The organism is Reichenbachiella sp. MALMAid0571 (assembly GCF_040151475.1).
Classification (GTDB): domain Bacteria; phylum Bacteroidota; class Bacteroidia; order Cytophagales; family Cyclobacteriaceae; genus CAXBNB01.
Window position 1 is genome coordinate 1 of the sequence record NZ_JBDKWG010000029.1, and the last position, 14595, is coordinate 14595.

Below are 14595 nucleotides of genomic sequence, written 5' to 3' on the forward strand. Positions count from 1 at the left end.
CAGTCCGGTTTAGCGCAAAAACAGGAAAAAAAACCAAAACCAAAACCGTATTCGAAAAAGGGACGATCAAAATCTAATTTTAGGTTCTGAAAATTGAATTTTTTACTCTCCTGATTATTGAAAGTCCGACAGACTCCTAGCCTCATTTGTTCCAATGTCCACTTGGAATTTATGCTTCCCATAATTTTTAGCATTTTTCTCTAAACCACTAACAAAAACGGATGAAAAATCATCTGGCTCGTATTCTTTCAATTTTTCATTCGAAATCCTAGCACCATCTAACCAAATACCGTATATATTCGGATCAAGCCAGTCGTCTAATTGCTTTTGGGTAGGTGAAACTTTTTCACGTTTTTCTGGTGGAGCATTTAAGATTGATTTTTCTAAGTCGGTAAACTCATCCAACTTTCTAAACACAGGTTCTTTATCATAATACATCACCACACCAATTGAATCATTGTACATAATACGATGAATTGGAGAAGGTTTAGTTTTTAGAACTGTTCTTACGATATTATCTAACCTGTATGTCTTAGATCCAATTGTAAACTTAGAATAACTACCTTTTGATTTAGGATTGTCATTTGATTTTGTTCCTTCCACTTCTTCCTGCCAAATTTTGTTTGTTGACATACTTGGAATGTAATTCACTGGATTCACGTGTTTGTCATCTTTAATTACTGCATAATGTAGATGAGGTGCAGTACTTTTCCCCGTACTTCCAACTGTGCCAATCACATCACCCATTTTCACTTTATCTCCCACTGACACCATCAGTTCATTCAAATGTGCATAAAAGGTTTGACAATCATCATTATGTCGTATTTTTATATGCTTCCCGTATCCACCATGCTGATTCTCAGCAACTTCAACTGCGCCATCAGCTGTTGTCAAAACTTCAACTCCGGTTTTGGCTAAAAAATCTATACCCGAATGGATTTGTTCTTTTTGGTTTATTGGATTTTTTCTTTTCCCAAAACCCGATGACATACGTATCATATCAGATTGTCTTATCGGAGATATCCTTGGAGTAGTATTTTCTTTGGGAATAAAAGTTGATTCATCAAGTGATGCTTCTATTTCGATTACATTCTCTACTATCGTTTGTTCAATTTTTTTAACTGCTGGACTAAACGCTAATAATGCAAATAACAAAACGGGAACAAGCATGGCTATACTTATAGTTGCACTTGTCTTAGATATTTTCTTTTTCATCATTTTAAATCGTTTTTTGGTGATTGAATAATTAAGGTGACTTGCAAATGAGGGTGATTTGAACTTAGCCAAATACTCTAATAGTTGATATTGATATTCAGTTATATCTTTATGGCTTTTTATGACTGTTTGGTCTGCCAGGTATTCATGATTTGTGCGAATAGCCTTGGAATAAAGTGTGATTATCGGGTTAAACCAAAAGACTATTTTAATCCATTCAACAAATAAAATATCCAGCGAATGCTTTTGTTGTACATGAGCCAATTCATGAGTTAGCAGACGATCATCAATTCTGGTTTTAAATTCTTCCTTACAAATAAAAATGCCGTTGAGAAAACTGTGTGGAGCAATGTTTTCATCTATTAAATTTACCCTAACATTTTTATATCGTATTCGATCAGCAGACTCAATTCTTGTTAACAACTTTCGAATATTAGTAATATACCTGGTGAGAAGAAATAATACTACCACCAAATAGATAGATAACAGAAGTACTCCTTTGGAATTAAAAATACCAATTTTAGAATCCTCCATTACATTTTCATTTTCAAGCATTGCAATCGTTGGGATTTCAATTGTCTCTAACTCATTTTCAAATTCGGAAATGGATAACACAACAGGCAATTCATTAGAAATTGTCTCTTTGAGAGTTTCAACTTGTATCAAGGGGATAGCCAGGGAAAAACAGATACCAAACAGCAGGAAGAACCTATTAAATTGAAACGTACCAGCACGAACCAATAACAAATGATAAACACCCAATAACAAGGCAAGGCACATAGTAGATTTCAGTAAGTACAGTATCATTTTTTATTCTTTTCTATACGTTCATCAATCATTCCTTTCAATTGCTCCAATTGCTCATTGGTCAAGTCTGCCTCAGCGGTAAAAAATGAGGCAAACTGAGATGCTGAATTGTCAAAAAAGCTCTTTATAAAGCCATTCATGTGACGTGAGAAATAGTCAGCCTTTTGTACCAAAGGAAAATATTCTCTTGAATTTCCATACAGCTTATAATCTACAAAACCTTTGTCCCTCATTCGCTTGATCAAGGTGGCCACAGTAGTGGTGGCTGGTTTTGGATCAGGAAATTCCTGAAGTAAGTCTTTCATAAAAGCTTTCTTGAGTTTCCACAGATAATGCATGAGTTGTTCTTCGCTCTTTGATAATTCCATATTCTACTTTGTTAGAGTTTACTCTACAAGAGTAGAGTAAACATTTGTAAAAGCAAAATATCAGCTGCACTTTTTAGAATTTATAAATTGAAACCAGAGGGTTTGGCAGCTAAACTGAAGTAGATTTTTAGGTGATTAATATCTTACTGAATGGTTTGTAATTTTATAATTAACTTTACATCATCTGATGTGGAAAGGTTAGTGAACTTTAACCTTTCTCTTTAAAATGTAATCATGAAAATACTACTTGATATAAAGGACAGTAAAGCTGCTTTTTTCATGGAGGTACTGAAAAATTTCTCCTTTGTAAAAGCAACTAAACTTACTGAATCAAAGGCTGAATTTTTGGAAGAATTTAAAGAGGCAGTGGACGAAGTAAAGCTAGCCAAGCAGGGAAAAACAGAACTACAATCTGCAAGAGAATTCCTCAATGAACTTGAAGATTGAAATTACCACTAAATTCAAGCGCAAAGCAAAAATACTTCTCAAGAAATACCCTTCTTTCAAAAAAGAGCTTTACGAATTGATTAATGTCCTGGAAGCTAATCCTACTTATGGAACTTCAATAAAACACAATTGCTATAAAATTCGGCTTTCAATAAAATCCAAAGGGAAAGGCAAATCCAGTGGAGCCAGAGTTATTACTCATTTACACATTAAGGACACCACCGTCTATCTTATATACATTTATGATAAATCTGAACAAGATAGCATATCAGACAAAGAACTACTTGAGTTGATTAAAGAGCTTTAACTAAGTATTGAACTGCTATACTTTCTCTTCAATTATTTTAATCAAATCGTCGATGATTCGCCCACTTGTATCAAACCCATAAAATCTCTTAACTATGATACCATTTTCATCAATCAAGAATGAAGTCGGCATAGCCTGAACTCCATATATAGTTTTAACTCGCCCCTTGCCTCCTTCAAGATCGGATACATTATGCCAAATAATGCTGTCAGCTTTGGAAGCTTTATCCCATGCGCTTGCATTCTTGTCAAGCGAGAAATTTACTATTGCAAGCTTATCTGGAATCTTATTATAATTTTTACTTATAACCTTATTTTCCATTCTACATGGCTCACATCCACTACTCCAAAAGTTCAGATAAATATATTTCCCTTCCAGAGAAGACAAGGTGAAATCATTGCCTTCCAAATCCTTTGCTCTAAAATCAATAAATCGCTTGCCAACCTCGGCGTATTCCTCATAAAGAAATACTTGCAAGGCAACTGCATTGGAACTTTGTTTAAGTTCCGCATCTAAATTTTTATAAATAGTTTTAAGCGTATCCTTTCCAATACGCCCCCTATTCCGATAAATAATATCAAGACCCAGGTAAGAATTAGCATGTGACCTCCCAAAATCCACATATACTTTGTGAGCAAGGGGCTGAAGCCTTTGGTATTTGGTATTTAACCTTCTAAACTCTTGCTCAGATGTATATTTTTTGTTTTGAAGACTGTCCAATGCTCCAGCATACGCCATTTTATAAGGGTATTGAAGGTCATCAAGCTCATTTTGCAAGTCTTGTTCCTTTCCTCCCTTAACTTTAGAATGCAACACCAAGTCATTAATCCGAGACTGGAAGGTCATTTCTACATTTTCAACTATTAATGTCACATTTTCCCTTCACACCTAACCCAGCACAATGTTGGATGATCGACCATTCCTTTTAAAATAAAATTTTCGTTTTTTGAAATGGCTGAGTCCAGACTTACTTGCTGGTCAATGTCATACAATTTTACCCATGTCCCGTCTTTAATTCCATCAATATGTCCGGTAATTGTAAATCCTTCCTTTTTTTCAAGGCAACTTGCCAATAGTACGCCTATTAGTATGGCTACTGATATTTGTTTCATGGTATTCATTTCCTGTGTGTTGTTTTACTGTTATGTAGATAAGAAAAATCCACTGTTACGCCATTTAAGGAGACACTTCGCTACGCACAGCGTGACAGGCATGGAGAAGTATTTCTACTCTAGCGTTCAACTGAGAAGCTTGATTTGTCAACTAATACAACCTTGTCATCCTGAACTTGGTGAAGGATCTTGTTCATCACAGCCCTTCATTTTGAAGCCTATTGTCATCGGGCAATTACCACTTTCTTGCTAATGCGTTCATTGCCATTTTGAACTGTCACTAAATACACTCCTGCTTTTTCCTTATTGGAATCCCATAGAAATTCATGCATTCCTTTTTGGAGTTTCTTTCTGCTCAAATTCTTAAGTACAGTTTTACCATCTAGGTTGATAATGTCAACCATTACCTTCTCTTCACTATCTTCTTCAATTGAAAGTTGGATATTAACTAATTCTGAAGCAGGATTGGGAAACACTTTGAGGCTTTTCTGAAAATCAGACTGAAACTGTCCTTCATTGATTTTTTTTCTATCAATCGGAATATACTCATTTCCCAGTCTATGGCTTATAGTAGCCACCAGACCACCAACTGGTATCAGTATTTCGAATTCACCATTTGAACCTGTAACCGTACCACCTTCTATACCGTCAAATCTGACACCAACACCGGATATACTTTCGTTGCTTACATTCCCTGTCACCTTACCTTTCAAGTATAACTCACCTCTTTTTCTGAAAACTGAATGCTTAACGTTTATTTTCGTATCCAAAGAGAGTTTCATTTCTCTATCACTTTTAGTTGTTATTATAATAACTCCGTCTTTACCTTCTTCACCGTATTCGTCAATTGCACGCTTGTTCTTTATTACAGAAAGAGATTTTATTGCTTTTGGATCAAAAGCATCAATATTTTTCCTCTTTACTCCATCAACAACAATCAGGGGTTGAGATGAGTCTCTATTTCTAACAACAACAGAGGAATTTTCAGCTCCATTAAGGCTAAAGCTGTAACCATGATAACTAGTTCTTTTTAAAGTGCTTGATTTCCCTTTCCTGATTAAAACCGTAGATATGCTATCTCGATAATTATTAATTTCAAAATTTATCATAGCTGTGCTATCTTGAGCGCCATCTTTTATCTGCTTAGTTGTTATCAGCATCACACCATTAGCTCCCTCTTCTCCATAAGCTTCAATAGCTGCTTTACCTTTCAAAACTGACATAGATTCAATCGCTTTTGGATCGATCATGGAAATACTTTTCACTTTCACTCCATCAACAATTACTAAGGGAGGAATAGAATCTTGATCAAGACTCTTAGTAAAGGAAGTACTAAATCCAATTCTTGCACTTTGGTTGAATCCATGCGCAGTTTTGTGCATTAGTGTTAGACCCGGATTTTCTTTAATGCGGTAAGGTGACAGCTCTGTAGAATCTTGAATACTTTTGGTTAATGAATAGCCAAATTCAACTCTTGGGGAGTACCCAAGGTTATTTTTTTGCCTATTAGCCATTGACCTTGCAACCAGCATATGGTATTTTGACATAATTGGTTTTGAACCATCACGAAAGTTTTTGATTTCTTGTGATTTATTGGCCATAGATTGTGCTATTGCTTGATAACGAATACGTAAGCTATCCTCTTTGATTGTGTTGGTATTAAGAAGCCTCTCATACCTTAAGGAATCACCCGTCACACCTCCGACTTTTTTGTTTTCATTCAAGTTTGAGGATAAACCTCTCTTAGTAGTAACCCTGATCTCTGTAGTACCAACAAATTTTCCCTTATCTGTCTTTGTGGTCACAGAAAAGAGGCCAATGTTTCCCTCTTTCTGTAAGATTTCTAAATACTCAATGGGCATAATTTCACCATCTACGATCAAAACTTCCTCATTTGGCTGAATATTCTTGGCTTTTTCTCCCAACTCCGATTCAGTTTTCCTTTTCTTTTTCCAAGCTTCATACATCTGTAAGTCAGTATAAAACCTCAGTTCAACTCTATCCTCTAAAATAAGTCCATGGGAAGCTCCAACAGAATCCCTACTCATCTTGTAAAAGGTATCTTTATCAATGATTTTATTGTTGAAATAATAAACCTCTTTCTTTGGAGAAGCTATTGAATCTTTCATCAAATTCTCTTCTGTTTGAGAATCCAGAATAGTCTCGTCTGTGCTACTAAAAGCCAATAACAAAACAGATGTCAGCAAAACCACGAATGAAATAAGCGACCGGCCATAGAATACCGACCTGTTCCCTTTCGAACCAAACAACCTATTCACCCGCTCTGTCAACTGGCTTTTGTTTCTTGCCATCCCCAGCACCAATTCGGTGTTCTGAAAAATTTGATTTTCCTGTATGGCAATTAAGGCATAGGCATAGTTTATTTTACTACCCGTTAATGCAACCGCCGCATCATCACATCGATGTTCCATCTCTGCACGAATCACACCTGACAACCACCAAACTGCCGGGTTGAAAAAAAACAAAATCTCCACTACAGACAAAAATAGGTTCGTTAGGTAATCTGCATTTTTGATGTGCATCAGTTCATGCACCAGCATGGCATCCAAATGCTGCACAGGCATGGAAGTGAGCATACCCAATGGAAATAAGATCATGGGCTTGAGGTAACCAAAAGCAACCGGAGATTTCACCAGTTTGGATTCATAAAAAGTAGGCAACTTTTTGAGACCTATCCTTAAACCCCACTCTTCCAATTTAAACTGCCAGTTATCGGACACAGGGCTCAAACCTATAGTTCTCAATTTCCTGATATACAAAAAACCTCCGGCAAACCTGACGGACAGCACAACTATACCAACCAGCCAAAACAGCACGAGTGCCTCTGCATGTCGATTCAAGAAATCATAAACGGGATTAAATATGGTGGTTTCTGTAATGACTTCACTACTGAATGCATTATCTGAGCTACCCACCTGATCTTCAAATTCGATTTGAGGAGAAGGATTATTGATATAAGCATCAGGAATCTCTTGGTAATAAATAGCAAATGTGTAGCAGACAGCAAGAAAAAACACCACCATGCTCCCCATAGAAATATTATACCTGACATCCGCTCTTTTATTTTTAACAACATAAAATGCCATAGAAACTAAAAAAACAGCCAATACTCCCTGCCAGATAGAATGCAAAAATGTCATTCCCAGTACCTGGATCATTGCTTCTGAAATATATTCTGATAGCCAATTCATTTTTCTCCCCCTTCCATTTTATCCAAAAAACTACGAAGTTCAGCCAATTCTTCTGGTGAGGTTTTACCCCTGCCCAAGGCATGCATCACCAAATCCATTGCCGATCCTTGAAACACGCCATCAAGTACTTTATCAAAAAATGAGGCCTTAATATCGGACTGTGAAATATTGGCAGAATACACATGTGACTTGCCTGTACCATCCCGCTTGATCAATGATTTCTCCAACATACGCTGCATTTGCTTCAAGGTGGTGGTGTAACCCACATCTTTTTTCTTGACTAGTTGCTCATGAACCGCTCTCACGCTGCAAGGTTCGTATTCCCACAAAGCTTGCAGGATTTCTAACTCCGCTTCAGATGGTTTTTGGATGTTTTTTTCTGACATATCCATTGGTCTTTAAATTTCTTCCCAACAAACATAAACGACAATTGTCGTAAATAAAAGAAATATTACGACAATTGTCGTTTTATACAGTGAGAATTACAAAATAGAAGAATTTAGGCTTGAAAGGTGTTCTTTAAAGCATCCCAAAGTGCCTTTCTGAGTTCAACAGAAGCTGCTATTTGATCTAACGGATCTGCAAGAAGGATTTTCTTATTACTCAATACGCTTGGGATGTATTTAGTTGGGTTAGATATTTGAAGCGAATGATTGGAAGTAAAAACAATTGCATTGGTAAATTCAATATCTACATAGTTATTGGTTTTATTAACATTCACCAGCGCAATCTCATCTATAGTTAATTTCACTGCACCCAATATTTTCATCAAATAGGTAAAATCTTTTTCGTTCAAAAATTCAGAACCGGCATCTTCCACCAAAATCAAAATACCTTTTTTATTAGCTCCTTTGAAAGCAGGAGGCTTGGATGGAGTCAGCACTTCTTTAGGCTCTTCTACAACTTGGTGTTCCTCTACCTTACCTGCTATAGTTTCTTTCTCAGGAACAGAAACTGTCTCAACTTTTTGTTGCGAAAGATCATTTTCTGCTTTTATCAGATAAAGATCTTCATTAATAAAGTATTTTAAAAATTCTGTGTTTTCCATAATTATGACTCCATAAAAAGTGCCTTAACTTCTGTGGCATCCTGAGGTTTCATCCTTCCTGCCAGCACCAACCGCAATTGACGCCTTCTCAGTGCTCCCTCATACAATTCTACCTCCGACTCTGTTTCGGGTATCAACTCTGGCACATCTATCGGCTTGCCTCCCTGATCCACTGCCACAAATGTATAAAAAGCAGAGTTGCTTACTATCTTCTTTTTTGCCGGAATATCTTCTGCAGTTACTTTTATATATACCTCCATCGACGAATTAAACGAACGGGTCACTTTGGCTTTGAGCGTCACCACATTGCCCAATGCAATCGGAGCATTGAAGGAAACATTGTCAACCGAAGCAGTTACAACTATCCTGTTGGAATGTCGTTGCGCAGCAATAGCAGAAGCAATATCCATCAGGTGAAGCAGCCTGCCACCCATCATATTATCCAAAGTGTTGGTATCATTGGGAAGTACCAGTTCCGTCATTACTACTTCTGATTCTGTTGCCTTTTTCTTCTTATTTGACATATTTTTTTCTTTATTGATTTAGTTCCATCCCTTGTCACCCAACAAAGGAACAAAACTAAAATTATCGAATTCTTCCTGCTCCACCTGATCTTCCGCTATTTTCGTAATCCTAAGCATCTTCTGAGTGGATTTGTCTCCTACCGGAATCACCAGTTTCCCTCCAATCTTAAGTTGCTTTACCAACGCATCAGGCACAGTTGGTGCCCCGGCAGTCACAATGATACCATCATACGGAGCATGTGCTCTCAGTCCTTTCGATCCATCCCCAACAAAAAACCTGGGGTTATAGCCCATTTTAGGTAAAAAGGCTTTCGTCCTTGCATAAAGCACCTTATTGTACTCTATTGTAAACAAGTTCACTCCCAGCTCTTGTAAAACACATGCCTGATAGCCGGATCCTGTTCCTATCTCAAGAATTTTTGCCTTCGGCTTCACTTCCAGCAGGCTCGTTTGAAAAGCCACAGTATAAGGTTGGGAAATAGTTTGTCCTTCTCCAATGGGAAATGCCTTATCCTGATAAGCATGGCCTTCAAATACCTGATCAAAAAAATAGTGCCTGGGTATCCTCCCTATAGCATTCAATACCGCATCATCCGTAATCCCCTTTTCCTTTAATATTCGCACAAGCGAACGACGCATTCCTTTATGTTTGTAACTATCAGTCATCCTCTGTCTTTATTCGTTCAAAAATATAGCAATTAATTACAAGGTCAGGTTTTACGACACACATTATTTTCAGTAATATTACACATATATAAATTCGGCGTATTAATCATGTTTACAGGCATTATCGAATCAAAGGGAGAAATCATAAGTATTGAAAAATCAGGCAGTAACCTGGACTTTACCATCAAAAGCAACATCAGCAATGAACTAAAAATAGATCAGAGTGTAGCACACAATGGCATTTGTCTGACTGTTACAAAAGTTGCAGGTGACACACACCAAGTCACTGCTGTAGAAGAAACCATCCTTAAAACCAATTTACGTGATGTTAGTACCGGAGATTCTTTCAATCTGGAAAGATGTATGGTAGCCAACGGTCGGTTCGATGGGCACATTGTGCAAGGTCATGTAGATCAAACCGCTATCTGCAAAAAAGTAAAAGAACTTGACGGTAGTTGGTTATATGAATTTGAGTATGATCCTTCCATTGGGAATATTACGGTAGAAAAAGGTTCTATTACCATAAATGGTGTCAGTTTAACCTGCTTCAATTCAAATGAAGGCAAGTTTACAGTAACAATCATTCCCTACACTTTCGAACACACCAATTTTAAATCCTTAAAAGAGAGCGACTTGGTAAACCTCGAATTTGATATTATTGGTAAATATGTTTCCAAACTTTTAAATAAATCTTAAATTGGGAGATAATTAAATTTAATAATCTCCACTCCATTATGAAGTTGAACTGCATGGTAGTAGATGATGATGAGCTTTCAAGGCTTATGATCAGGAAGTACGTAGAAAAAACCGATTTTCTCGAATTGACACATGAACTATCAAGTGGCATTGAAGCATCCAACGTGTTGACTCAACACGATAATCCTGATGTTGACATTATTTTTCTGGACATTGAAATGCCGGAGATGACAGGAATCGAATTACTCGAATCTCTGACATCAGACTATCAGGTCATAATGATTACTTCTGCTGAAAAATATGCAGTGAGTGCTTTTGAAAAAAATGTTACTGATTTCCTGGTAAAGCCTTTCAGCTATGGTCGCTTTCTCAAAGCCGCTGTAAAAGCCAACGAAACTCTGGAACACATCCGCAAAAAAGCTGAAAACTTTACGGAATTATATGTCAAATCGGATTCAAGAATTCAGAAGATTGTATTAAATGAAATCCTCTTCATAGAGGCAATGGCAGATTATGTGATTTTCAACACCACCAAGGGAAAACACATTGTACACCATACCATGAAAGGAATCGAAAAAAAACTACCGGAAAGCATCTTTGGTCGGGTGCATCGGTCTTATATCGTCAATTTCGACAAAATAGCCTATTTTGAAGACATGAATTGTGTGATAAACGAAAAATATATTCCAGTAGGAGTGTCTTATCGGGAAAGGGTTTTCAGCAGACTGAATATGCTGTAAATATTAGTGACTGCTTTTCTCCGCTCCCATTAAAAACGCCTTGATGTAGTCATCAAGGTCTCCATCCAATACTTTTTGCACGTCCGTTCGTTCCACCCCGGTACGAGCATCTTTGATCAGTTTATATGGATGTAAAACATAATTTCTAATTTGGCTACCAAAATCCACACGCATTTTTCCTGCTTCGATTTGATCCCGATCAGCGTTCCGCTTATCCATTTCCAGTTGATATAGCTTTGATTTCAACATTTTCATGGCATGTTCCTTATTGGCAAGCTGCGAACGCTCTATCTGACAAACAATCACAATTCCCGTCGGTTTGTGAGTCAACTGAACTTTAGTTTCTACCTTGTTTACATTTTGACCTCCGGCACCTCCGGAACGAGAAGTATGCCACTCAATATCACCAGGACTCACCTCAATCTCAATAGTATCATCTATAACAGGATACACATAAACAGACGCAAAAGAGGTATGCCTTCTTCCACCACTATCAAAAGGAGAAATCCTGACTAACCGGTGCACTCCATTCTCCGACTTTAAAAAACCATAAGCCAGTGCTCCGTCAAATTGTAGTGTCACAGACTTTACACCAGCCACATCTCCTGCCTGAAAATCCACTTGTTTGATCGCATATCCCTTAGATTCACCCCACATGATGTACATTCTCATCAGGATACTTGCCCAATCGTTACTTTCTGTTCCACCTGCTCCGGGGTTAATTTCCATCATTGCAGAAAGTTGATCTTCTTCCCCTGAAAGCATTTTTTTAAACTCCAATTCTTCCACCTCAGTCAATGCCTTTTCATAAGCACTATCCACATCTGTCACTGTTCCTTCTCCTTCGCTCAAAAACTCATACAAAGTATCCACCTCTTCCAGACTTTCCTGAACCCTTTCAAAATGATCTGTCCACATCTTCTTTGCCTTAATGGCCAAGAGTATTTTCTCCGCTTCCTTCGGATCATTCCAGAAATCGGGCTGAGTCGTTATCGACTCTTCCTCTTCCACTTCCTGTGCTTTCACATCATAATCGAGATATCCTCTCAACGCTTCTACACGACTTTTTAAGTCCTTCAACTGATCTGACGTCATAATTCTATTTTGCTATTAATTACATGCGAATTTAATCCGATTCCTTCAATATTTATCAGGAGCAACAACATTCCCTTCTACAATTAGCATTCCTCTGGCTTTCGGCACTCGCCAGCCCAGCCCTACAACACCCATTTCGGGCTCAAACAATGCCTCTATCCAGGCTATTGTCTTACACTCTACCTTACCTTATTATAAAAAAGAAATATTAAATCGTCCAAAACAACAAAAGTCCATCAATAATGGACTTTGATTTTAATTTTTTACAAATTTTGATGCTAATAAGAGTTGATCATAACTTCTTTAGATCTTATACACCCAACCCCACTTATCTTCCTGTTCTCCCTTTTTGATCTTATCCAACGCATTAAATAATTTTTGAGACAAGGGGCGTTCTTTTGGAAGTTCATAATCCTTGCCTGCATACCCAATCCTCCTTATTTGAGCTATAGTTGCTGCAGTTCCTGCACCAAAAGCCTCCTTCAACTCACCTGTTTCCATGGCAGATATCAATTCTTTCACACTCAACCTCTCTTCCTTCACCTTCATTCCCCAGTCTCTGGCCAGCGTCAATACACAATTACGTGTAATACCATTAAGTATAGAATCCCCGGTTGGAGCTGTAATCAACGTATCTCCTATCAAAAACAATAAATTCATTGTCCCCGCTTCTTCTATAAATTCATGTGTTTGACCATCAGTCCAGATCAATTGATCATAACCTTCCTTCTGTGCCTGAACAGCCGGAAATAAAGATGCCGCATAGTTACCTGCAGTTTTCGCATACCCTACTCCACCAGCAACAGCTCTGGTATATTTAGTCTCAATCTTCACACTCACCGGTTCTGAATAATATGCTCCTACAGGGCAGGTAAATATCAAAAACTTATAAGTTTCAGATGGTCGTATTCCTACGTATGGATCATCAGCAAAAATCACTGGACGAATGTATAGAGAAGTACCGTCTTTGTCCGGTATCCATCCACTATCCACTTTCAACAATTCAGTCATAGCAGACATAAACAACTCCTCTGGCAACTGAGGCACACACATTCTACTTGCACTTACATTCAACCTTTGAGCATTAGCTTGTGGTCTGAATACCAAAATATCACCAGACTTACTTCTATAAGCCTTCAACCCCTCAAATATGGATTGAGCATAATGAAGAGTAGCATTCGCCGGGCTTATTGATAAATTGCCATAAGGTTCAATTCTCAGGTCATTCCATTCTCCGTTTTTATATTCTGCCACAAACATGTGATCAGAATATACTTTTCCAAAAGGGATATTATCAGTATCCAACTCAGGCAACCTCGACTGTTTTGTCTTCTTTATTTCAAACGCTAATGTCTCTGTCATAACACTGGAATTTTATCTTCACCAAATCTAAAGTACAAATTTAGCAAATTATGAACTCATTATTTTCATTAAAAAACAAATAAAAACAGTCAATACAGAGCAAATTTTCGCAAAATGAGTTGTTAAAAAACAATACTTATTTATTCTAAAATAAAAGCAAATAGATGGTTATAAAGCACTTTCCATGATTCGACATAAGTTAATCTCATTTTTAACAACCACCTTTTCGCTAAATGAACGAAGTAAATAAATATTACTTTGAAGGCATCCAAGGTGTTTCCTCAACACCTAGTCGTTTAGCCATCCAACGAGATAGGGTAAAGAGATAATCAGAAAGCCGGTTAAGGTATTTAATAACCAAAACATCTACAGTATCAGATTCCGATAAGGTGACAACTAATCTTTCAGCTCTTCGACATACACATCTGGCAATGTGACAAAATGAAACAGAGTGATTCCCTCCAGGTAAAACAAAATGTTTCATAACAGGAAGTTCTTCATCCATACTATCAATAGCTCTTTCCAACTCTGATACACTGTACTCATTCAGCTTGGGAATATTTACCTTAGCCTTTGTTGCTTCAGAAGCCAAAGAAGAACCAATAACAAATAAGTTATTTTGAATTTCAATCAACTCTTCAGATTTTAAAACTAAAACCTCCTGATCTCTCAGCAATCCAATATAGCTATTCAACTCATCCACAGTTCCATAAGTTTCAATTCTCAGATGGCCTTTTGACACCCTGCTGCCCCCCAGCAATCCAGTTGTTCCTTTATCACCTGTTTTAGTATAAATCTTCATTTCAACACTAGCTTATTTTATATATAAGTTACTATATAATAATTACCCTCAAAAAACCTCATAAAAAAAGCCTCAAAATAATTGAGGCTTTGATTCTATCTACATCAGTAGAAAATAATAAACTGGCAACGACCTACTCTCCCGCATTTAACTGTAGTACCATCGGCGCTGAAGGGCTTAACTGCTCTGTTCGG

Annotated in this window: 16 protein-coding genes and 1 rRNA gene; 4 read left to right on the forward strand and 13 right to left on the reverse strand. The window is 37.3% G+C overall.

Going from position 1 to position 14595, the window contains the following annotated elements:
• Positions 1 to 114: 114 nt before the first annotated feature.
• Both AAOP42_RS00300 and AAOP42_RS00305 read right to left on the reverse strand, forming a co-directional pair.
• Positions 115 to 2022 carry a peptidoglycan DD-metalloendopeptidase family protein gene (locus AAOP42_RS00300; protein ID WP_349526456.1) on the reverse strand — a complete coding sequence of 636 codons (1908 nt, stop codon included), beginning with the start codon at positions 2020 to 2022 and terminating at the stop codon, positions 115 to 117.
• Positions 2019 to 2390 carry a BlaI/MecI/CopY family transcriptional regulator gene (locus AAOP42_RS00305; protein ID WP_349526457.1) on the reverse strand — a complete coding sequence of 124 codons (372 nt, stop codon included), beginning with the start codon at positions 2388 to 2390 and terminating at the stop codon, positions 2019 to 2021. Before AAOP42_RS00305 ends, AAOP42_RS00300 begins: the two co-directional genes overlap by 4 nt.
• 234 nt (positions 2391 to 2624) lie before the next feature.
• On the opposite strand from AAOP42_RS00305, the gene AAOP42_RS00310 reads away from it, so the two are divergent.
• Complete coding sequence (locus AAOP42_RS00310) at positions 2625 to 2837, forward strand: hypothetical protein (protein ID WP_349526458.1); 213 nt, start codon at positions 2625 to 2627, stop codon at positions 2835 to 2837.
• The gene (locus AAOP42_RS00315; protein WP_349526459.1) at positions 2821 to 3144 is read left to right on the forward strand and encodes a type II toxin-antitoxin system RelE/ParE family toxin; all 324 of its coding nucleotides are present in this window, start codon (positions 2821 to 2823) and stop codon (positions 3142 to 3144) included. Before AAOP42_RS00310 ends, AAOP42_RS00315 begins: the two co-directional genes overlap by 17 nt.
• Positions 3145 to 3159: 15 nt before the next feature.
• Here AAOP42_RS00315 and AAOP42_RS00320 read toward each other — a convergent pair whose 3' ends face one another.
• The 7 genes from AAOP42_RS00320 to AAOP42_RS00350 form a co-directional block, all read right to left on the reverse strand.
• Positions 3160 to 4017, reverse strand: a complete 858-nt coding sequence (locus AAOP42_RS00320; protein ID WP_349526460.1) for a TlpA family protein disulfide reductase — start codon at positions 4015 to 4017, stop codon at positions 3160 to 3162.
• Positions 4014 to 4256, reverse strand: coding sequence for a DUF4369 domain-containing protein (locus AAOP42_RS00325; RefSeq protein WP_349526461.1), 243 nt, complete (start codon positions 4254 to 4256; stop codon positions 4014 to 4016). Before AAOP42_RS00325 ends, AAOP42_RS00320 begins: the two co-directional genes overlap by 4 nt.
• 224 nt (positions 4257 to 4480) lie before the next feature.
• Positions 4481 to 7468 carry a M56 family metallopeptidase gene (locus tag AAOP42_RS00330; protein ID WP_349526462.1) on the reverse strand — a complete coding sequence of 996 codons (2988 nt, stop codon included), beginning with the start codon at positions 7466 to 7468 and terminating at the stop codon, positions 4481 to 4483.
• On the reverse strand, positions 7465 to 7854 hold the full coding sequence (locus tag AAOP42_RS00335; RefSeq protein WP_349526463.1) for a BlaI/MecI/CopY family transcriptional regulator: 390 nt from the start codon (positions 7852 to 7854) through the stop codon (positions 7465 to 7467). Before AAOP42_RS00335 ends, AAOP42_RS00330 begins: the two co-directional genes overlap by 4 nt.
• Before the next feature lie 113 nt (positions 7855 to 7967).
• The gene (locus tag AAOP42_RS00340; RefSeq protein WP_349526464.1) at positions 7968 to 8516 is read right to left on the reverse strand and encodes a hypothetical protein; all 549 of its coding nucleotides are present in this window, start codon (positions 8514 to 8516) and stop codon (positions 7968 to 7970) included.
• A 2-nt stretch (positions 8517 to 8518) separates the two neighbouring features.
• On the reverse strand, positions 8519 to 9040 hold the full coding sequence (locus AAOP42_RS00345) for an acyl-CoA thioesterase (RefSeq protein WP_349526465.1): 522 nt from the start codon (positions 9038 to 9040) through the stop codon (positions 8519 to 8521).
• An 18-nt stretch (positions 9041 to 9058) separates the two neighbouring features.
• Positions 9059 to 9706, reverse strand: coding sequence for a protein-L-isoaspartate(D-aspartate) O-methyltransferase (locus AAOP42_RS00350; RefSeq protein ID WP_349526466.1), 648 nt, complete (start codon positions 9704 to 9706; stop codon positions 9059 to 9061).
• Positions 9707 to 9814: 108 nt separating this feature from the next.
• On the opposite strand from AAOP42_RS00350, the gene AAOP42_RS00355 reads away from it, so the two are divergent.
• Together AAOP42_RS00355 and AAOP42_RS00360 are read left to right on the forward strand one after the other, a co-directional pair.
• Positions 9815 to 10402 (forward strand): riboflavin synthase, encoded by a 588-nt coding sequence (locus AAOP42_RS00355; RefSeq protein ID WP_349526467.1) that lies wholly within the window; start codon positions 9815 to 9817, stop codon positions 10400 to 10402.
• 38 nt (positions 10403 to 10440) lie between these two features.
• The gene (locus tag AAOP42_RS00360) at positions 10441 to 11142 is read left to right on the forward strand and encodes a LytR/AlgR family response regulator transcription factor (protein ID WP_349526468.1); all 702 of its coding nucleotides are present in this window, start codon (positions 10441 to 10443) and stop codon (positions 11140 to 11142) included.
• Positions 11143 to 11145: 3 nt separating this feature from the next.
• Here the strand turns inward: AAOP42_RS00360 and prfB are convergent, their stop codons facing one another.
• The 4 genes from prfB to rrf form a co-directional block, all read right to left on the reverse strand.
• The gene (gene prfB, locus AAOP42_RS00365; protein ID WP_349526469.1) at positions 11146 to 12237 is read right to left on the reverse strand and encodes a peptide chain release factor 2; all 1092 of its coding nucleotides are present in this window, start codon (positions 12235 to 12237) and stop codon (positions 11146 to 11148) included.
• Positions 12238 to 12540: 303 nt separating this feature from the next.
• Positions 12541 to 13599, reverse strand: a complete 1059-nt coding sequence (locus tag AAOP42_RS00370) for a branched-chain amino acid aminotransferase (RefSeq protein WP_349526470.1) — start codon at positions 13597 to 13599, stop codon at positions 12541 to 12543.
• A gap of 253 nt (positions 13600 to 13852) precedes the next feature.
• Positions 13853 to 14401 (reverse strand): cob(I)yrinic acid a,c-diamide adenosyltransferase, encoded by a 549-nt coding sequence (locus tag AAOP42_RS00375; RefSeq protein WP_349526471.1) that lies wholly within the window; start codon positions 14399 to 14401, stop codon positions 13853 to 13855.
• A 120-nt stretch (positions 14402 to 14521) separates the two neighbouring features.
• A 5S ribosomal RNA gene (gene rrf / locus AAOP42_RS23710) occupies positions 14522 to 14595 on the reverse strand; the annotation flags it as partial.